Source organism: Acidovorax sp., from assembly GCF_022763525.1.
Lineage (GTDB): Bacteria > Pseudomonadota > Gammaproteobacteria > Burkholderiales > Burkholderiaceae_C > Acidovorax.
Map to the genome: position 1 here is coordinate 1 of NZ_JALEGG010000239.1, position 18,603 is coordinate 18,603.

General features: G+C 66.0%; 20 protein-coding genes. 12 read left to right on the forward strand and 8 right to left on the reverse strand.

Annotation, left to right across the window (positions count from 1 at the left end):
- On the forward strand, positions 1 to 313 hold a 313-nt coding region (locus MRY84_RS18140; protein WP_291507097.1), incomplete at its 5' end, for a DnaB-like helicase C-terminal domain-containing protein.
- A 76-nt stretch (positions 314 to 389) separates the two neighbouring features.
- On the opposite strand, the gene MRY84_RS18145 is transcribed toward MRY84_RS18140, so the two are convergent.
- The 4 genes from MRY84_RS18145 to MRY84_RS18160 form a co-directional block, all read right to left on the reverse strand.
- A complete protein-coding gene (locus MRY84_RS18145) occupies positions 390 to 776 on the reverse strand; it encodes a hypothetical protein (RefSeq protein WP_291507098.1) in 387 nt (128 codons plus the stop codon).
- A gap of 19 nt (positions 777 to 795) precedes the next feature.
- Complete coding sequence (locus tag MRY84_RS18150) at positions 796 to 2,517, reverse strand: PhoH family protein (RefSeq protein WP_291507099.1); 1,722 nt, start codon at positions 2,515 to 2,517, stop codon at positions 796 to 798.
- A gap of 208 nt (positions 2,518 to 2,725) precedes the next feature.
- Positions 2,726 to 3,211, reverse strand: a complete 486-nt coding sequence (locus MRY84_RS18155) for a peroxiredoxin (RefSeq protein WP_142147469.1) — start codon at positions 3,209 to 3,211, stop codon at positions 2,726 to 2,728.
- 204 nt (positions 3,212 to 3,415) lie between these two features.
- Positions 3,416 to 3,787: an Mth938-like domain-containing protein gene (locus MRY84_RS18160; RefSeq protein WP_291507100.1), complete on the reverse strand. Its 372-nt coding sequence runs from the start codon at positions 3,785 to 3,787 to the stop codon at positions 3,416 to 3,418.
- A 152-nt stretch (positions 3,788 to 3,939) separates the two neighbouring features.
- Here MRY84_RS18160 and MRY84_RS18165 point away from each other — a divergent pair, with 152 nt between their 5' ends.
- The 7 genes from MRY84_RS18165 to moaD all read left to right on the forward strand — a co-directional run bounded on the left by MRY84_RS18165 (position 3,940) and on the right by moaD (position 11,397).
- On the forward strand, positions 3,940 to 5,184 hold the full coding sequence (locus MRY84_RS18165) for a pyridoxal phosphate-dependent aminotransferase (RefSeq protein WP_291507101.1): 1,245 nt from the start codon (positions 3,940 to 3,942) through the stop codon (positions 5,182 to 5,184).
- Positions 5,185 to 5,215: 31 nt separating this feature from the next.
- Positions 5,216 to 6,265, forward strand: a complete 1,050-nt coding sequence (locus tag MRY84_RS18170; protein ID WP_291507102.1) for a DUF1176 domain-containing protein — start codon at positions 5,216 to 5,218, stop codon at positions 6,263 to 6,265.
- A 69-nt stretch (positions 6,266 to 6,334) separates the two neighbouring features.
- Positions 6,335 to 7,669, forward strand: coding sequence for a homoserine dehydrogenase (locus tag MRY84_RS18175; RefSeq protein WP_291507103.1), 1,335 nt, complete (start codon positions 6,335 to 6,337; stop codon positions 7,667 to 7,669).
- On the forward strand, positions 7,669 to 9,114 hold the full coding sequence (thrC, locus tag MRY84_RS18180) for a threonine synthase (RefSeq protein ID WP_291507104.1): 1,446 nt from the start codon (positions 7,669 to 7,671) through the stop codon (positions 9,112 to 9,114). Before MRY84_RS18175 ends, thrC begins: the two co-directional genes overlap by 1 nt.
- Before the next feature lie 187 nt (positions 9,115 to 9,301).
- On the forward strand, positions 9,302 to 9,865 hold the full coding sequence (mobB, locus tag MRY84_RS18185) for a molybdopterin-guanine dinucleotide biosynthesis protein B (protein WP_291507105.1): 564 nt from the start codon (positions 9,302 to 9,304) through the stop codon (positions 9,863 to 9,865).
- Between the two features lie 60 nt (positions 9,866 to 9,925).
- Positions 9,926 to 11,149, forward strand: a complete 1,224-nt coding sequence (gene glp / locus MRY84_RS18190; RefSeq protein ID WP_291507106.1) for a gephyrin-like molybdotransferase Glp — start codon at positions 9,926 to 9,928, stop codon at positions 11,147 to 11,149.
- Positions 11,146 to 11,397: a molybdopterin converting factor subunit 1 gene (gene moaD / locus MRY84_RS18195; protein WP_291486293.1), complete on the forward strand. Its 252-nt coding sequence runs from the start codon at positions 11,146 to 11,148 to the stop codon at positions 11,395 to 11,397. The genes glp and moaD overlap by 4 nt, the downstream gene beginning before the upstream one ends.
- On the opposite strand, the gene dapA is transcribed toward moaD, so the two are convergent.
- The 4 genes from dapA to MRY84_RS18215 all read right to left on the reverse strand — a co-directional run bounded on the left by dapA (position 11,384) and on the right by MRY84_RS18215 (position 14,069).
- On the reverse strand, positions 11,384 to 12,298 hold the full coding sequence (gene dapA, locus MRY84_RS18200) for a 4-hydroxy-tetrahydrodipicolinate synthase (RefSeq protein ID WP_291507107.1): 915 nt from the start codon (positions 12,296 to 12,298) through the stop codon (positions 11,384 to 11,386). The genes moaD and dapA overlap by 14 nt on opposite strands.
- A 259-nt stretch (positions 12,299 to 12,557) precedes the next feature.
- Positions 12,558 to 12,896: a hypothetical protein gene (locus tag MRY84_RS18205; RefSeq protein ID WP_291507108.1), complete on the reverse strand. Its 339-nt coding sequence runs from the start codon at positions 12,894 to 12,896 to the stop codon at positions 12,558 to 12,560.
- 16 nt (positions 12,897 to 12,912) lie between these two features.
- On the reverse strand, positions 12,913 to 13,794 hold the full coding sequence (locus MRY84_RS18210) for a hypothetical protein (RefSeq protein WP_291507109.1): 882 nt from the start codon (positions 13,792 to 13,794) through the stop codon (positions 12,913 to 12,915).
- Between the two features lie 20 nt (positions 13,795 to 13,814).
- A complete protein-coding gene (locus tag MRY84_RS18215; protein WP_291507110.1) occupies positions 13,815 to 14,069 on the reverse strand; it encodes a hypothetical protein in 255 nt (84 codons plus the stop codon).
- A gap of 100 nt (positions 14,070 to 14,169) precedes the next feature.
- Here MRY84_RS18215 and MRY84_RS18220 point away from each other — a divergent pair, with 100 nt between their 5' ends.
- The 4 genes from MRY84_RS18220 to MRY84_RS18235 all read left to right on the forward strand — a co-directional run bounded on the left by MRY84_RS18220 (position 14,170) and on the right by MRY84_RS18235 (position 18,458).
- Positions 14,170 to 14,409, forward strand: a complete 240-nt coding sequence (locus MRY84_RS18220; RefSeq protein ID WP_291507111.1) for a hypothetical protein — start codon at positions 14,170 to 14,172, stop codon at positions 14,407 to 14,409.
- A 36-nt stretch (positions 14,410 to 14,445) separates the two neighbouring features.
- Positions 14,446 to 14,922 carry a molybdenum cofactor biosynthesis protein MoaE gene (locus MRY84_RS18225; RefSeq protein ID WP_291507112.1) on the forward strand — a complete coding sequence of 159 codons (477 nt, stop codon included), beginning with the start codon at positions 14,446 to 14,448 and terminating at the stop codon, positions 14,920 to 14,922.
- 511 nt (positions 14,923 to 15,433) lie between these two features.
- The gene (gene clpB / locus MRY84_RS18230; RefSeq protein WP_291507113.1) at positions 15,434 to 18,049 is read left to right on the forward strand and encodes an ATP-dependent chaperone ClpB; all 2,616 of its coding nucleotides are present in this window, start codon (positions 15,434 to 15,436) and stop codon (positions 18,047 to 18,049) included.
- Positions 18,050 to 18,089: 40 nt separating this feature from the next.
- The gene (locus tag MRY84_RS18235) at positions 18,090 to 18,458 is read left to right on the forward strand and encodes a hypothetical protein (protein WP_291507114.1); all 369 of its coding nucleotides are present in this window, start codon (positions 18,090 to 18,092) and stop codon (positions 18,456 to 18,458) included.
- The last annotated feature ends 145 nt before the right edge of the window (positions 18,459 to 18,603 follow it).

Below are 18,603 nucleotides of genomic sequence, written 5' to 3' on the forward strand. Positions count from 1 at the left end.
CAAGATGCTGGCCAAAGAACTGCAGTGCCCGGTGATCGCGCTGTCCCAGCTCAACCGTTCGGTGGAGCAGCGCACTGACAAGCGCCCCATGATGTCCGACCTGCGCGAATCGGGCGCCATCGAGCAGGACGCGGACATCATCATGTTCATCTACCGCGACGACTACTACAACAAGGACTCCAAGGAGCCCAATGTGGCCGAGGTCATCATCGGCAAGCAGCGGAATGGACCCACAGGCACCGTAAAGCTGTTTTTCCAGAAGAACCAGACGCGTTTCGAGAACCTGGCCATGGGCTCGGGGGACGACTTCTGAGCATAAAAATAGCTGCTAGCGCTTGTGTATCAAGCGCTAGCAGCTATCAATAAAGTAGCAATCAGGGTTGCGGCAATCAGGGCTGGCGCAGCCCCCAAACGACCAGCGCCGCGCAGGCTACGCCCAGTACCCCCACGGCCACCGACAGGCGCTGGCTGCGCTTTCGCAGCGCCTCCACGGCGCGCACCACCACCGCGTTCTGCTCGGCCAGCGATTCGATGAGGGCGGCAGAGTCGCGCTGCTCCTGCTCCAGCTGCGCCACCCGCTGGGCCAGTGCTTGGATCTGCGCCTCCACTGGCGTGCCGGCTGCGCCGCCGGCGTCTGCCAGGGCGCCTGCAGCGGGCTCGACCCCGCCCCCGCGCGTCTTGCCCATCAGTTTTTTCGCAGCGTTGACGATCTGGGGCGTGGCCTCGATGACATCGCCCCAGGGCACCAGTTTCAGCGCGGTAAGCCACACGGCCATGGTTCAGGCGCCTTCCGGGTCAGAGCACTTCGCTGGCGAAGTCCGCCAGACGCGAACGCTCGCCACGTGCCAGGGTGATGTGGCCACTGTGCGGCCAGCCCTTGAAGCGATCCACGGCGTAGGTCAGGCCCGACGAGCCTTCTGTCAAGTACGGCGTGTCGATCTGTGCGAGGTTGCCCATGCAGATGATCTTGGTGCCAGGGCCGGCCCGGGTGATCAGCGTCTTCATCTGCTTGGGCGTCAGGTTCTGTGCCTCATCGATGATCACGTACTTGTTCAGGAAGGTGCGGCCGCGCATGAAGTTCATGCTCTTGATCTTGATGCGGCTGCGGATGAGTTCGTTGGTGGCCGCGCGGCCCCATTCGCCGGCATTGCCGCCGTCGCCCTTGGCCAGGAACTCCAGGTTGTCGTCCAGCGCGCCCATCCACGGGCCCATCTTTTCCTCTTCGGTGCCCGGCAGGAAGCCGATGTCTTCGCCCACGCTCACTGTGGCGCGGGTCATGATGATCTCGGTGTAGCGCCGGTCGTCCAACACCTGCGTGAGGCCTGCGGCCAGGGCCAGCAGGGTCTTGCCGGTGCCGGCGGTGCCGGTCAGCGTGACGAAGTCGATCTCCGGATCCATGAGCAGGTTCATGGCGAAGTTCTGCTCGCGGTTGCGGGTGGTCACGCCCCAGACGGCATGCTTGGCCGAGCCATAGTCCTTGAGCGTCTGCAGCACCGCCGTCTTTTCGCGGATCTCGCTGACGCGGGCGAACAGGCTGGGCTCACCAGGGGCTTCGAAGTAGACGAACTGGTTGATCATGAGCTGCGGCACCACCGGGCCGCCGACACGGTAGTAGGTGTGAGCGCCGCTTTGCCAGCTCTCCACGTTCTTGCCGCTCTTGGCCCAGAAGTCCGGGGGCAGGGCCATCACGCCCGCGTAGAGCAGATCGCCGTCTTCCAGCGTCTTGTCGTTCTGGTAGTCCTCGGCGTTCAGGCCCAGCGCGCGCGCCTTGACCCGCATGTTGATGTCCTTGGACACCAGCACGACCTCGCGCGGCGCATGCAGCTTGCGCAGAGCCTCAACCACGCCAAGGATCTGGTTGTCTGCCTTGCCGGGCGGCAGGCTGGTGGGCAGGCTGTAGTCCAGTGGAGCGGTCTGGAAGTAAAGGCAGCCTCCAGCCGCACGCTGGCCCGTGGAGTCGAGCTTGAGCCCGTGCGCGATGTCAGCTCCCTGCACGCCAGCCAGTGCGTCCAGGGTCCGGCTGGTCTGGCGGCCGTTGCGGGCGACTTCGGTCATGCCCTTCTTATGGCCGTCCAGTTCCTCCAGCACGATCATGGGGAGGAAGATGTCGTGTTCTTCGAACCGGAACAGGCTGGTGGGGTCGTGCAGCAGGACGTTGGTGTCCAGCACGAAGAGCTTGGTGGGGCCCTGGGGTGTGGCCCGTTTGGCGCGGGTGGCCGCAGGCTTTGCTGCCGCCACAGGCGTGGCAGCCCGGCGGGTGGCGCCACCGCGTGCGGGGGCTGGCGCGACCGTAGGCTCGGCAATGCGTGCGCGGGTCTCGATCTGAATCATTGGCTCAGCGGGTGTCGCGGCAACCGCAGCGGTGCCGCTCGCCTTGCGGGTGCGCGATGCAGGGGCGCTGCGGGCGGGCGCTGCGGCGGCGTCGGCGGTGGAAGGAGTGCGCGGCCGGGCGGTGATCTCGAAGGCTTCGGGCGCGAGCAGGGCGGCGCGCCGGCTGGGGGCGGGGGGCAGGGGCATGTTGGCAGGGCCTCTCGTCAATGGCGGTCAGGGAGTTCAGAAAGCAAAAAGCCGCCTGGAGACCAAGGCGGCTTTCGCGGAAAGGGGGAGGGGAAACGTTGCGGCAACCAAGTGCATCGATCCATTATGCCTAGACAACATGCCTCGGCTGTACACGCCGGGCCATGGTGTCGCATCGATGCCGTATCAGCCCCCTGTGCGGCGAGGATCAGGCGGCCTTCTTGAGAGCCTTGATGGATTTCACGGCCTTGAGCACTTCGTCGACATGGCCGGGAACCTTCAGGCCCCGCCACTCTTGCACCAGCACGCCATCCGGGCCGATGAGGAATGTGCTGCGCTCAATACCCTTGACCTTCTTGCCGTACATGATCTTGTTCTTGACGACGCCGAACATGTGGCACATTTTTTCTTCGGTGTCCGCAATCAGCTCGAACGGCAGCTCCAGCTTTTCCTTGAATTCGTCATGCGACTTCATGTTGTCGCGCGACACGCCGAACACGGCGGCGCCGGCCTTCACGAAATCCTTGTACTTGTCGCGGAACTGCATGGCTTCAGTCGTGCAGCCGGGGGTGTTGTCCTTGGGATAGAAGTACAGCACCAGCACCTGGCCCAGATGGGACGTGTTGGAGACCTTGAGTCCACCGGTGGCGTTGGCTTCAAATTCAGGGAGGGGTTTGTTGACAACGATCGCCATAGCACTTCAATCTCTCAGGATGTAGTCGTTGGTAAGCCGGGGGAGCGGGTGTGTTATTGCTCTTGTGATGCCCCCGACCGCAACCGTAAATTTTACTCTGAAAACCCTGGATGACCAAATGTAAGACAGTGTGTCAAGGCGTTCTTCCGAGGGGTATTCGGCGCTTAGTTGTCGTCCCGTGGAACCGGGTGGGAACAGGGATTTTCACGGTTCCAGGATGAGCGCCGCCACCACGTTGCGGCCTTCGCCCGCGAGGATGTTGTAGGTGCGGCAGGCCGCGGCGGTGTCCATGGTTTCCAGGCCCAGCCGGCGCGCCATCAGCGGTGCCAGCCAGGCGGCAGGCGGAAACCGGTTGCGTGCGCCACTGCCAAAGATGATGAGTTCGGTGTCCAGTTGTGCCAGCTGCGCGAAGTGCACGGGTGTCAGGTCATCGAAGCGGCTGCAGGGCCAGGCCTCGCGCAGCCCGCTGGAGCCCACGATCACGCTGTGGGTGATCTTGTCCGCGTCGATGCCGATCCAGCCAGGCCCGTAGCCGCTGATGGTTTGCGTGGACGAGCGCTCGGGCTGGAATTTCATGGGCGGCGAAGGTGGTTGGCAGACAGCTTCTGCGCAGGGACAGGCCGGGCGGGCGCTCGGGTGCTAGCTGTGATCTGTGGTCAAATTATAGGTTTCGCCCACCTGCCGCGCCCCCAGGGCGCCGCCAGACCCTACTGCCTCATCGCCAGCGCATGAAAACCGTCCAGAAATCCGCCAAGCTTGCCAACGTCTGCTACGACATCCGGGGGCCGATCATGGACGCGGCCAAGCAGATGGAGGAAGAGGGGCACAAGATCATCAAGCTCAACATCGGCAACTTGGCCGTGTTCGGCTTCGATGCCCCGGAAGAGATCCAGCAGGACATGATCCGCAATCTGCCGACCTCGGCAGGCTATTCGGACAGCAAAGGCATCTTCGCTGCGCGCAAGGCGGTGATGCACGAGACGCAGAAGCAGGGGATCAAGGGCGTCACGCTGGACGATATCTATCTGGGCAACGGCGCCAGCGAACTCATCGTGATGGCCACCAATGCGCTGCTGGACAATGGCGACGAGCTGCTGCTGCCCTCGCCCGACTACCCGCTGTGGACGGCCGCGGCCAGCCTCTCGGGTGGTACGCCGGTGCACTACCTGTGCGACGAAGCCAATGGCTGGATGCCCGATCTGGCGGACATCCGCGCCAAGATCACGCCTCGCACCAAGGGCATTGTGGTCATCAACCCCAACAACCCCACGGGCGCGCTGTACTCGGACGAGCTGCTACGGGGCATCGTGGCCATTGCGCGCGAGCACGGCCTGGTGATCTTTGCGGATGAGGTGTACGACAAGGTGCTGTACGACGGCGCCAAGCACACGGCCATTGGATCCCTGAGCGAGGATGTGCTCACGCTCACCTTCAATTCATTGTCCAAGAGCTATCGCTCCTGCGGCTACCGCGCAGGCTGGCTCGTGGTGTCGGGCGACAAGAAGCCGGCCAAGGATTACATCGAGGGCTTGAACATGCTCTCGAACATGCGGCTGTGCGCCAACGTACCGGGCCAGTGGGCCGTGCAGACGGCGCTGGGCGGCTACCAGAGCATCAACGAGCTGGTGGGCGAAGGCGGCCGGCTGCGCAAGCAGCGCGATCTGGCCTACGAACTCATCACCGCCATCCCTGGTGTCACTTGCGTCAAGCCGCAGGCGGCGCTGTACATGTTTCCCCGCCTGGATCCTGCGGTCTATCCCATCGAGGACGATCAGCAGTTCTTCCTGGAGCTTCTGCAGGAGACCAAGGTCATGCTGGTGCAGGGCACGGGCTTCAACTGGGCAGCGCCGGACCACTTTCGCATCGTCTTCCTGCCCCACGAAGACGACCTGCGCGACGCCATCGGCCGCGTGGCGCGGTTCCTCGAGCAGTACCGCAAGCGCAAGCAGCCTTCGGCCGCGCTGGCCGCCTGAGCCGGCCTGCTTTCGCGAGACGAGCTGTTCCATGCGAATGCCTTCCGTGACTGGCCGTGCCGGCGTCCCGCTTTGGCGCCTGTTGGTTGTGCCGGTGTTCGCCCTGGGTCTTCTGCCGCTGCAGGCCGACGCCAAGGATGGCAAAGACGGCAAGGAGCCCGTCAGCTTCCAGCACAAGGACTGGGCCCTGCAGTGCGACAACACCCGCACCTGTCGCGCCGTGGGCTACCAGGCCGAGAACAGCGACAGCGAGCCGGTGTCCATCCTCCTGACCCGCGACGCCGGGCCCGATACCCCCGTGCAGGTGGATTTGCAGGTGTCCACGGAAAAAGCCAGTCCTGCCGCGCTGCAGATCCGGGTGGGCAAGTTCTCGCTACCGGGCCTGCAGGGCGACTCGCCGCGTGTGCCCGCGGCCCAGGTGCCCCGCTTGCTGCAGGAATTGCTCAAAAACGACGAGGCGACCGTGTCTGCCGGCAAGGACCGGTGGACGCTGTCCCTGGCCGGGGCCAGTGCCGTGCTGCTCAAGATGGACGAAGCCCAGGGCCGCGTTGGCACACCGGGTGCGCTCGTTCGCCGCGGGACGCGCCCCGAGTCCTCGGTGCTGCCCCCGGTGCCCGCGCCGGTCATCAAGGGCGTGAAACCGTCGCCCCCGCGCAAGGATGATGCTGCACTGGCCAAACCTCTGGTGGCTGCGCTGGACCGGGCCAGCATGGAGGGGCAGTGCAACGGCGATGATGCCTTCGATCCCGCGAACGTGCAGGTCCATCGCCTGACGGACCGCAAGGTGCTGCTGTCCGTGCCTTGCGGCATGGGGGCCTATAACTTCAGCAGCCTGCTGTGGATCGCCAATGACCGGCCCCCCTACAAGCCCGAGCCCTTGCAAGACGTGGACGGCGATTTCGACCCGGCCTCCGGCTCCGTGCACTCGGCAATGAAGGGGCGCGGCATTGGCGACTGCTGGTGGGTGCGCGAGTGGCAATTTGACGGCCAGGGTTTTGCGCGGACCCGCGAATCTGGCGACAGCATGTGCCGCGGCTTCGCGGGCGGGGCTTGGCAGTTGCCGAGCTACGTCACCCGATGAGCGTGTGCCGCACTGTGCCGCCTTCTCTCTGACTGCAATCCTCGTTTTTTCTTTTCTCTCTCCATTGCTATGAAACCCATTCAAGTAGGCCTTCTGGGCATCGGTACCGTCGGCAGCGGCGTGTTCAACGTGCTGCAACGCAACCAGGACGAGATCAGCCGCCGCGCTGGCCGAGGCATCCAGATCACCATGGTGGCCGACCTGGACGTGGAGCGCGCCAAGGCCGTGGTGGGTGAGGGCATCCAGGTCGTCAATGACGCCCGCGCCATCATTGCCAACCCCGACATCGACATCGTCATTGAGCTCATCGGCGGCTACGGCATTGCCCGTGCCCTGGTGCTCGAAGCCATCGCGGCCGGAAAGCACGTGGTCACCGCCAACAAGGCGCTGCTGGCCGTGCACGGCACCGAAATCTTCGCAGCCGCTTCCGCCAAGGGCGTGATGGTGGCGTTCGAAGCCGCAGTGGCTGGCGGCATCCCCATCATCAAGGCGCTGCGCGAGGGCCTCACCGCCAACCGCATCCAGTGGATCGCCGGCATCATCAACGGCACCACCAACTTCATCCTGTCCGAGATGCGGGACAAGGGCCTGGACTTCGACGTGGTGCTCAAGGAAGCGCAGCGCCTGGGCTATGCCGAGGCCGATCCCACTTTCGACATCGAGGGCGTGGACGCCGCGCACAAGGTCACGTTGATGAGTGCGATCGCCTTCGGCATCCCCGTGCAGTTCGACAAGGCCTACGTCGAAGGCATCACCAAGCTGGGCGCGGCCGACATCAAGTACGCCGAGCAGCTGGGCTACCGCATCAAGCTGTTGGGCATCACCAAGCGGGCCGACAAGGGGGTCGAGCTGCGCGTCCACCCGAGCCTGGTGCCGTCCAAGCGCCTCATCGCCAATGTCGAAGGCGCCATGAACGCCGTGGTCGTGCAGGGAGATGCCGTGGGCACCACGCTGTACTACGGCAAGGGCGCGGGCAGCGAGCCCACCGCCAGCGCCGTGATCGCCGACCTGGTGGACATCACGCGGCTGCACACGGCAGACCCTGAACACCGCGTGCCCCACCTGGCTTTCCAGGCCAACACGCTGGCGGATGCCATGGGCACGCTGCCGGTGCTGCCCATGAGCGAAGTGGTCACCAGCTACTACCTGCGCCTGCGCGTCGCCGACCAAGCCGGCGTGCTTGCCAAGGTGACCAGCCTGCTGGCCGAAGCGGGCGTGAGCATCGATGCCGTGCTGCAGCGCGAGGCCGACGAAGTGGGCGGCGAAGGCTCGACGCAGACCGACCTCATCATCCTCACCCACGCCACCCGCGAAGGCACCATGGACGCCGTCATTGCCCAGATGCAGGCGCTGCCCACCGTGCTCGCGCCCATCACGCGCATCCGCAAGGAGGAACTGAACTGATGCTGTACATCTCCACGCGCGGCCACGCCGACCGCAAACACTTCTGCGACATCCTGCTCGAAGGCTTGGCGCCCGACGGCGGCCTGTACCTGCCCGAGCACTACCCCCAGGTGGACGACGCGATGCTCACGCGTCTGCGCAAGGCCTATCACGAGCAGGGCTACGCCGAGCTGGCGTTCCAGATCCTGTCGCTCTACATCGACGACATCCCTGCCGCCGACCTCAAGGCCCTGTGCGCCAAGACGTACACCGCCGAGGTGTTCGGCACTGGCGAGATCGTCCCCCTGCGCCACCTCGAAGACGGCCTGTGGCTGGAAGCCCTGTCCAATGGCCCCACGCTGGCCTTCAAGGACATGGCCATGCAGCTGTTGGGCAATTTGTTCGAGTACGAACTCACACGCCGCGGCGCGGAGCTCAACATCCTGGGCGCCACCAGTGGCGATACCGGCAGCGCGGCCGAATACGCCATGCGCGGCAAAAAGGGCATTCGCGTGTTCATGACCAGCCCGCACGGCCGCATGAGCCCCTTCCAGCAGGCGCAGATGTTCAGCCTGCAGGATGCCAACATCCACAACCTCGCCATCGAGGGCGTGTTCGACGACTGCCAGGACATCGTCAAGGCCGTGAGCAACGACCTGGAGTTCAAGCGCAAGCACAAGATCGGCACCGTCAACTCCATCAACTGGGCGCGGCTTCTGGCGCAGGTGGTCTATTACTTTGCCGGCTATGTCCAGGCGACCGAGACCAATGGTCAAAAGGTCAGCTTCACGGTGCCCTCGGGCAATTTCGGCAACGTGTGCGCCGGCCATGTGGCGCGCATGATGGGCCTGCCGATTGACAAGCTGGTGGTGGCAACCAACGAGAACGACGTGCTGGATGAGTTCTTCCGCACTGGCGTGTACCGCGTGCGCGGCAGTGCCGACACGCACGAGACGTCGAGCCCCTCGATGGACATCAGCAAGGCCAGCAACTTCGAGCGTTTTGTATTCGACCTGCTGGGCCGCGACGGTGCCAAGACCAAGGCGTTGTTCGGAGATGCGCTTTCCACGCAGGGCCAGTTTGACCTGAGCCAGGATCCGCGCTTTGCGCAGGCTGCGGGCCAGTACGGTTTTCTGAGCGGCAAGAGCACCCATGCTGATCGCCTGGCCACGATCCGTGACACCCACCAGCGCTATGGCGTCACCATCGACACCCATACGGCCGATGGCGTCAAGGTGGCCCGCGAGCACCGTGGCGATGGCAGCGTACCCATGATCGTTCTGGAAACCGCGCTGCCCATCAAGTTCGCGCAGACCATCGTCGAAGCACTGGGCCACGCCCCCGAGCGGCCGGCCAAGTTCGAAGGCATTGAAGACCTGCCCAAGCGTGTGCAGGTCATGCCTGCCGACCTCGATCTGGTCAAGGCCTATATCGCGCGCCACTGCGCAACCGCGGCGCAGGGGTAGCTGACGGAAGAAGCCCTCTGGCACTGGGCGTTGCCCCGCCCGTCAATGCCCCCGGAGCCGGCGCACAGGGGCCGGCACTGGGCTGGGGCTTGGGACTTGCAAAAAATGCCCCTGGCGCTTATCTGGTAAGCGTCAGAAGCTATAAATAGCGTAGCAAATACGAGCGTAGCGAATCAAGGAGCTGGGGATGAAGGTAGTAGGTTTTGCCGGCTTTTCCGGCAGTGGCAAGACCACGCTGGTCGAGCAGCTGATTCCCGAGCTGCGGTTGCGGGGCCTGCGCGTGTCGGTGGTCAAGCATGCGCACCACAGCTTCGACATCGACCACCCCGGCAAGGACACCTACCGCCACCGCGAAGCTGGTGCCTTCGAAGTCGTGGCCGCGTCGGACAAGCGCCTCATGCTTGTGCGCGAATTCGAGCGCCCTGCCGCGCTCACCGTGCACCACCTGTTGGCCGAGCTGTACCAGGGCGTGGACTGGGTGCTGGTCGAGGGCTTCAAGGACAGCGACCTGCTCAAGATCGAGGTGTGGCGCGCCCCTGAAGCAGGGCAGGCGGCCAAGCCCGTGCGCTATCCCGAGGACGATTTTGTGGTGGCCGTGGCCACCGATGCGCCGCAGCAGCTTCCCGAGCCCACGCAGCTGCCGGTGCTGGACCTCAACCAGCCGGCGCAGGTGGTGGACTGGCTGCTCGAATACGCCCATCGCTTTGAATACAACTGGGAGCTGCATGGCGGACTGCTGCCGTCCGCTTAGCGGGCACATCCTCCGTTGCGTGCCCTGCCTACAGCCCTTGCCCCACCCTTCCGCATGAGCATGAAGAAACAGCCCCTCAAGCCCCTGGACGACGCCCTCGCCGAGCTGCTGGCCCATGCCGCGCCGCTGCCGGGCACCGACACGGTGGCCACCTTTGACGCCGACGGCCGCGTGCTGGCACAGGACTGCACCTCGGCCCTGCACGTGCCCCCGCAGGACAACAGCTCCATGGACGGCTACGCCGTGCGCTGCGCCGATGTGGCCGCGCCGGGCACCGTTTTGCCCGTGTCGCAGCGCATTGCCGCGGGCAGCGCGGGCGAGCCGCTGACCCCTGGCACGGCCGCGCGCATCTTCACCGGTGCGCCCGTGCCCCCCGGCGCCAATGCCATCCTGATGCAGGAGGACTGCGAGGCGGTGGAGCCGGGCAGCGTGCGCATTCACGCCGTGCCCCAGCCGGGCCAGTGGATCCGCCGCGCGGGCGAAGACATCACCCGTGGCGCCGTGGTGCTGGCTACCGGCACGCGCCTGTCCCCCGCCGAGCTGGGCCTGGCCGCCAGCATTGGCCTGCACCAGCTGCCCGTGGCACGTCGCCCGCGCGTGGCGTTGTTTTCCACCGGCGACGAACTGGTCATGCCCGGTGAAGTGCCGCCCGATCAGATGCGGCCCGGCGCCATCTACAACAGCAACCGCTTCTTTTTGCGCGCCATGCTGCTGCGCCTGGGCTGCGAGGTGACGGACTTCGGCATCGTGCCCGACCGGCGCGAGGCCACCATCGCCGCGCTGCGCGACGCCAGCAGCGCGCACGACCTGATCCTGACCAGCGGCGGCGTGAGCGTGGGCGAGGAAGACCACATCAAGCCCGCCGTCGAGTCGCTGGGCCGGCTGGACCTGTGGCAGATCGCCATGAAGCCCGGCAAGCCGTTTGCCTACGGCACGGTGGGCAGTACCCACTTCGTGGGCCTGCCGGGCAACCCGGTGTCGAGCTTCCTGACCTTCGCGCTCTTGGTGCGGCCCTTCGTGCTGCGCCTGCAAGGGGTGCAGGAGGTTGCTCCCAAATCAATAGCTGTCACCGCACGATTTGATTGGCCTAGAGCCGATAAACGCCGTGAATTTCTGCGCGTGCGGCGCCATCCACAAAGAGGCCTGGAGCTGTTCAGCAACCAAAGCTCGGGCGTGCTCACATCCGCCGCCTGGGGTGACGGCGTGGTGGACAACCCGGCCGGCCAGACCATCGCGGCGGGTGACACCGTGCAGTACATCGCCTTCTCGGACCTCCTTTCATGAAGATCACCGTCCGCTACTTCGCCTCCATCCGCGAGGCCATCGGCCAGGGCAGCGAGGCACTGGACACCAGCGCCGCCACCCTGGGTGCGCTGCGCGACGAACTCATCGCCCGTGGCGGTGCGCATGCCACCAGCCTGGCGCGCGGCAAGGCGGTGCGCATGGCGCTCAACCAGACCCTGAGTGACGAATCCGCCACCCTGGCCGATGGGGCCGAGGTGGCGTTCTTCCCGCCGGTTACGGGCGGCTGACTTCCGCCCCGGCCTGCAGGCGCTGCAGGCTCTGAATCAGCGCTTCGGAGGCCGGCATCATCGGCGCCCGCAATTCGTTGCGCATCCATCCCGCCTGCGCCAGCACGGCCTTGAGCGGGGCCGGGTTGGGCTCGGCAAAACACATCTCCACCCAGGGCAACAGGGCCTGCCACACACGGCGGGCCTCGGCCAGTTGCCCCCCACGCAGCAGCGCCATCAGCTCCACGAATTCCGGTGGCCGCCAATGCGCGCTGGCGGCGATGGCGCCCGTGCCGCCCAGGGTCAGGGTGGCGAACATCTGCGCGTCCTCGCCCGCCAGCACGGCCAGGCGGCCATCGGCGATCAGCGCCTGCGTCTTGGCCGGGCTGCCGCCGCAGTCCTTGATGGCGCGGATGCGCGGATGGGCCGCCAACGCCAGCAGCGTCTCGGTGGTCAGCGTGGCGCCCGTGCGGTAGGGGATGTCGTAAATGACGAGCGGCACCTGGCTCGCATCGGCCAGCGTGCGGAACCAGTGCAGCAGGCCGTCCTGCCCCGGACGGATGTAGTGTGGCGCGGGCACCAGCAGCCCAGCCAGCGGGTAGCGCGCCAGCGTCTGCACCCACTCCACCGTCTGCCCCAGGTGGTAGCCCGACAGGCCCATCACCACCGGCAGCCCCTGGGCAGCGCCGAGCACCGTTTCCAGCACAGCCAGTTGCTCAGACTTGTCCAGCGCCGCCGCTTCGCCGGTGGAGCCGCAGGCGACGAAGCCCGAAACGCCCTGCTGCGCGAGCCGGGCGGTCATGGCCGCCAGGGCCGCGTGGTCGATGGCGCCGTCACGGAAGGGCGTGACGAGGGGAATCCAGAGCCCGCTGAAGACGGTTTCAACGGCGGCGTTGGCGGACTGCGAGAAAGAAGAAGGCATGCGAAACACTCCATGGAGATTCGACCGCAAGGAAGAACCGTCCAGGGTGCGCGCGCGGAAAACCAGGAATCAAAAAAAAGAAGGTTTTTGTGCCAAGGGTTCCGTCGCTCATCCGGGACGGAACCACGCAGCTCCGGTCAGATGAGCTGGGGTTTTTTGGCTTTGGTGGTGATGCCCGCGCACTGCAACGCCGCCGCCGGTGGGGCGGTCAGGGCGATGGGGGCGTGCGTGGGCATGCGGCGCAGTATAGCTAAGCGCCTCAGGCGCCCTCTGAGGACTGTGGCGTGGGAGGCACGAGTTCGGGGCAAGGCCAGTTCAGCAGTTCGGCCAGGCGGGTGGTGATCCACGTGGCTTCGGGCACCGGCATGCCCGACTCGGCTGCGCACAGCCCGGCATGGATGCGCCGCAGGATCTCGGCTTCGGACGGGGCCTGCACGTGGTAGAGCGTCTGCGCCTGTTCCACCAAGTGGCCGGCGAGGTCTTCGCACAGCTCGTAGCGGGTTCGCACGGTGTCGGCGCTCTCTGTGAGCCGGCCGCGGGCGTCGGAGTACACGGCCATGAAGGATGGCGGCACGTGGATCTGGTTGTCGTCGTACATGGGTTCTCGGATGGGATCAGCGGCGGGCATGTGGCTGTGGGCCGCGGTCGGCCGCCTGGGCGGCTTCGGCAAACCAGCCCAGCAGGTGCTGCAGCCAGTGGCGCAGGTCGGCTTCGAAGCGGGGCGTCAGCGCCACCAGGCCTCGGCGCCCGTCCTGCGTGAGCAGGCCCTCGGCCGTGGCGTCATTGACCAGGTTGCGCACGTGCGAGTGCGAAAAGCCCAGGCGCTCGGCCAGTTCCTGCGCGCGCAGCGGAAACAGCGGCGCCGGGCCGCCGCCCGCACGGGCCGTGGTGGTGCGGCAGTGTTCGCGCAGCAGCAGCATGGCCACGCGCCCGCCGCCCTCGCGCTGGTCGAACCAGTCCCAACCGCCAAAGCGGCCGCGGTGTGCGGCCAGGCGGTCCAGGATGATGTCGGCCCGGCACAGAAAGGATTCGAAGTAGTCGGCATCCGCCCCCAGCCACGCCGCGTGGCCGTGGGCCAGCACGCCCAGGGCCTCGGCGCACTGCAGGTGGTGGACCACCCAGGTGCGCAGCCCGTCCAGCAGCCGCGGGCCGGGCACCAGGTAGCGCACGCGGCGGTCCGCCGCATCGGGCTCGGCGCTGACCATGCCGGCCAGCCGCAGCACGGCAAAGAACGTGGCCAGCGTGCGGCCGCCGCTGCCCGCCTGGCGCTGCAGCAAGGCGAGGGTCGGGCGGGGTGCGCCTTCGCGCTGCCACTGGAAGTGCTGCACCACCAGCCGCCCAGCAGCATGGGACTGCAGCGCGCGGCCGAAGATCTTGTTGATAAGCCGCTCGTTCCAGTGCAGCCGCAGGATGCCGTGGCAGTAGGCTTCCACCGCCTCGGTGTAGGCGTCGGGCGCCTGCGACTCCAGCGGGTGGAACGATTCCTCGAAATCCATGGACCGGTGCGCTGGGTGGATCAGTCGGGCGTGAACAAACGCTCAAACCGCGCCTGGTCTGCCGCCAGCTCGAACGTCACGACCTGCCCCATCTTCATATCGGCCAGGCGGCAGGCTGCAAACAGCGTGGTCTTGCCTGCCAGGTCCATCACGGCGAGGTCGATGATGGCGTAGGGGTAGGGCACGAACACCTGGTGCGCAAACACATCCTTGGTAGCGTTGCGCGGCGAGGGGTAGAGCTTGTACAGCTCGGTCTGAATGGTTTGGGTGGCCATGGGCGGATGTCTGGAAAAGGGCGCTGCACGCTACAGAGCGGGTACAGTGCTGCCGGATTGGATCGCATCGTACAGACAAAGTTTTTTGCCCCTTCGTTCTATGGCACGCAACCCCAAAAACAAAAGTGAATGGCCCGCCAAGGTACTGGCCCTGGTGCGGGGGGGCAACATCCCGGCCGCCGTGGCGCAGATAAAGGTGGCGCCCACCGTAGGCGACATTACCCGGCTGCAGACCCTGCTGGCCGAACTGCCCTCCACGCCTGCGTTGGTGCAGCTGAACAAGGTGGTGGAAGAAGAGCGCGCCCTGCTGGCCGCACCGCGCCTGCACCGTGCGCCCTGATCGTTGTTCTGCATCCAGCCCGCCTTCATCGCCGCCATGACCCTCCCCCGCGTTTCCATCCAGACCGAAGACTTTGACCTCAGCGCCGAAGTCGCCGCCCTGCGCCGCGAGAACAAGGGTGTGGGCGCCGTGTGCAGCTTTGTCGGCACCGTGCGCGACCGCAACGAGGGCGATGCCGTCTCGTCCATGGAGCTGGAGCACTACCCCGGCATGACCGAAAAATCCATCGAGGCCATGGTGGACGAGGCGTTCGCCCGCTTCGACATCTTTGGCGCGCGGGTGATCCACCGCGTGGGGCTGCTGCAGCCGCTCGATCAGATCGTGCTGGTGGCCGTGACCAGCGCGCACCGTGGGCAAAGCTTCCAGGCCTGCGAGTTTTTGATGGACTACCTCAAGACCCAGGCCCCGTTCTGGAAGAAAGAGCAGACCGCCCAGGGCGCCCGCTGGGTGGACGCCCGCGTGAGCGACGATGCGGCGCTGGCGCGCTGGGGCATCACGGCGCGCAACGCCTGACGGCTTTTCGCGGCCCCGCCAAAGGGTGAGGGCCAGATCCGTGCAAACTTTGGACGTGGCCGGTGTGCGTGGCGGTGACCTTCCCCTAGCGTGGCCGGGCTCACGCTCAAGAAATACGGGTCCACACCCGCCAGTCCTGCGGCCAGCCGAGGTGACCGACGGCGGCCTGGGCGACGATAGCTGTGGTGCCCTGGACGGCGTCATCAACGACCCCGTGGTGCCCCGTGCCGGCGGGCCCCGGCGGTGGGAATCCCTGCGCTGTCGCTTGGCGCTTTGGCGGGGCTGTCGCTGCTGCTGGCGGGTCTGGCGGTGTGGTAGCAGAGGCGGCGGGGGCGGGATAAATTCAATAAAAATAGGCTGTAGCGCATATCCATCAAGCGCTGATAGCTATCGAAATGATAGCTTTTGTCTGCTTTGGGCGGGCGCGTGATCCTGTGGATAAGTTGATCCAGCCCGGCTTGAAAAGCGCCGGCCCCTCCTCACATGAGACGCAATCGGAGGACATTCACCCATGCGTCTCGACAAATTCACCACCAAGTTCCAGGAAGCCTTGAGCGATGCCCAGAGCCTCGCCCTGGCCCATGACAACGCTTACATCGAACCCGTGCACGTGCTGCTGGCCATGCTCAAGCAGGACGACGGCCCCAAGGCGCTGCTGCAGCGTGCGGGTGCCAACGTGCCCGGCCTGACCAGCGCGGCCGAAGCTGCCATCAAGCGCCTGCCGCAGGTGCAGGGGCATGACCAGGTGCAGGGCGGCCCCGAACTGGGCCGCGTGCTGCAGGCGACTGAGAAGGAGGCGCTCAAGCGCGGCGACCAGTTCATCGCCAGCGAGCTCTTCTTGCTGGCGCTCACCGACAGCAAGGGCGACGCCGCCCAGATCGCCAAGGACAACGGCCTGACCCGCAAGAGCCTGGAAGCCGCCATCACCGCCGTGCGCGGCGGCCAGAAGATGGACAGCGCCGAGGCAGAAGGCCAGCGCGGCGCGCTGCAGAAATACTGCCTGGACCTGACCGAGCGCGCCCGCGCGGGCAAGCTCGACCCCGTGATCGGCCGCGACGACGAGATCCGTCGCGCCATCCAGGTGCTGCAGCGCCGCAGCAAGAACAATCCTGTGCTCATCGGCGAGCCCGGCGTGGGCAAGACCGCCATCGTGGAGGGTCTGGCCCAGCGCATCATCGCGGGCGAGGTGCCTGAGTCGCTCAAGAACAAGCGCGTGCTGAGCCTGGACATGGCGGCCCTGCTGGCTGGCGCCAAGTACCGCGGCGAGTTTGAAGAGCGCCTGAAGGCTGTGCTCAACGAGCTGGCCAAGGACGAAGGCCAGACCATCGTCTTTATCGACGAGCTGCACACCATGGTGGGCGCCGGCAAGGCCGAGGGCGCGATGGACGCCGGCAACATGCTCAAGCCCGCCCTCGCGCGCGGCGAACTGCATTGCGTGGGCGCGACCACGCTGGACGAATACCGCAAGTACATCGAGAAGGACGCGGCGCTGGAGCGGCGTTTCCAGAAGATCCTCGTGGGCGAGCCCAGCGTGGAGGCCACCATCGCCATCCTGCGCGGCCTGCAGGAGCGCTATGAGCTGCACCACGGCGTGGACATCACCGATCCGGCCATCGTGGCAGCGGCCGAGCTCTCCAACCGCTACATCACCGACCGTTTCCTGCCCGACAAGGCCATCGACCTGATCGACGAGGCCGCGGCCAAGATCAAGATCGAGATCGACTCCAAGCCCGAGGCCATCGACAAGCTCGACCGCCGGCTGATCCAGCTGCAGATCGAGCGCGAGGCCGTGAAGAAGGAAAAGGACGAGGCCTCGCAAAAGCGGTTCACGCTGCTGGAAGAGGAAATCGCCCGTTTGCAAAAAGAGATTGCCGACCTGGAAGACATCTGGACCGCCGAGAAGGCGCAGGCCCAGGGCAGCCAGCAGGTGCGCGAGCAGGTCGAGAAGGTCAAGCTGCAGATCGAGGAACTCAAGCGCAAGGGCGACTTCAACAAGGTCGCCGAGCTGCAGTACGGCAAGCTGCCCGACCTGGAGCGCCAGCTGAAGGAAGCGCAGGCCAAGGAAGAGGGCAAGGACGGTGCGTCCACGCCCAACCGCCTGCTGCGCACGCAGGTGGGCGCCGAAGAGATCGCCGAAGTGGTGAGCCGCGCCACGGGCATCCCCGTGGCCAAGATGATGCAGGGCGAAAAGGACAAGCTGCTGCAGATGGAAGCTAAGCTGCACGAGCGTGTGGTGGGCCAGGACGAGGCCATTGCCGCCGTGGCCAACGCCATCCGCCGCTCGCGTTCGGGCCTGTCGGACCCGAACCGGCCCACGGGCTCGTTCCTGTTCCTCGGCCCCACGGGCGTGGGCAAGACCGAGCTGTGCAAGGCGCTGGCGGGCTTTTTGTTCGACAGCGAAGACCACCTGGTGCGCATCGACATGAGCGAGTTCATGGAGAAGCACTCCGTGGCCCGCTTGATCGGTGCGCCGCCCGGCTACGTGGGCTACGAGGAAGGCGGCTACCTGACGGAAGCCGTGCGCCGCAAGCCCTACAGCGTGCTGCTGCTCGACGAGGTGGAAAAGGCCCACCCGGATGTGTTCAACGTGCTGCTGCAGGTGCTGGACGATGGCCGCCTGACGGACGGCCAGGGCCGAACCGTGGACTTCAAGAACACGGTGATCGTGATGACCAGCAACATCGGATCGCACCTCATCCAGGCCATGGTGGGCCAGGACTACGAGGACGTGAAGGACGCGGTGTGGGGCGAGCTCAAGAACCACTTCCGGCCCGAGTTCCTGAACCGCATTGACGAGACGGTGGTCTTCCACGGCCTGGATGCGCAGCACATTGCCGCCATCGCCAAGATCCAGCTGCTGGCGCTGCAAAACCGCCTGGCGCGGATGGATTTGGAGCTGCAGGTGTCCGACGCCGCCTTGGCAGAATTGGCCAAGGTGGGGTTCGACCCGGTGTTTGGTGCGCGGCCGCTCAAGCGGGCGATCCAGCAGCGCATCGAGAACCCCTTGTCGAAGCTGCTGCTCGAAGGGCGCTTCCCGCCCAAGAGCGTGATTGCGGTGAGCGTGAACCCGGTGCTGGAGCCGGGCGTGTTCCAGTTCAGTGCAGGTGCCGAGCCGGTGGCTGCCTGATGGAGGCTTGGCTCATCGGTCTGTGAAGGAGAGGTAGCGTTTGAATGATTTCATTGCCGCAGTGTTGCGCCTGGCCCTGCGCGTCCTGGTGGTAGCTATGGGGCTGGTGGTGTTCCTGAGCCTGCTGGTGGCCGTGCTGGTCCTGGGCGCCGTGTGGGCGCTGCGCGCGGCTTGGGCGCGCCTCACGGGCCGGCCTGCTACGCCCTGGGTGATGCGGGTCGATCCGCGCACGGGTTTTCGCACCGTGTTCAGCTCCAGCCAGCGCTGGTCGCAGGCGGCCCATCGTTCAGGCGGGGCTGGGGCGGCCGGTGACGGCGCTGAAGCGGGCGAGCCGGCCGCGTCGCGCCGCGGCGGCGTGCTGCCGGGCGCAGCCGATGTGACCGACGTGGAAGCCCGCGAGGTTCGTTAAGGATGGCCTGCATAACCCTCGCGAGTCCGTGGTAGTGCGGATCGGGATGGGCCGCAAGGCGTCATTTCGCAGCCAATAGCCCGGCTATTGGCAAGAAAAGCAACGCAGCGGACCGCCCGAGGCCGCGCTATCACGGACCGCAGGG